The sequence below is a fragment of the Allobosea sp. ASV33 genome, assembly GCF_016428755.1.
GTDB lineage: Bacteria > Pseudomonadota > Alphaproteobacteria > Rhizobiales > Beijerinckiaceae > Allobosea.
Genome location: NZ_JAELTI010000302.1, coordinates 1 through 314 on the forward strand (window position 1 = coordinate 1; position 314 = coordinate 314).

Consider the following 314-nt stretch of genomic DNA (forward strand, 5'->3'; position numbering starts at 1 on the left):
CCAGCCCGAGGTGAAATGGCGGCTGACGTCGAGCTTCCCGAAGTCGCTCGACACGATCTACGGCACGGCCCAGCAATTCTCGAAATACGTCTCCGAGGCGACCGACGGCAAGTTCGAGATCCAGGTCCTGTCTCTTATACACATCTGACGCTGCCGACGATTAACCTTCGGTGTAGATCTCGGTGGGCGCCGTAGCATTAAAAAGGGGGGGGGGGGGGGGGGGGGGGGGGGGGGGGGGGGGGGGGGGGGGGGGGGGGGGGGGGGGGGGGGGGGGGGGGGGGGGGGGGGGGGGGGGGGGGGGGGGGGGGGGGGGG

General features: G+C 72.0%; 1 pseudogene. It reads left to right on the top strand.

Annotated elements, in window-relative coordinates:
- Positions 1-133, top strand: a pseudogene (locus tag JHD80_RS27715) (ABC transporter substrate-binding protein); the annotation flags it as partial.
- Positions 134-314: the final 181 nt, after the last annotated feature.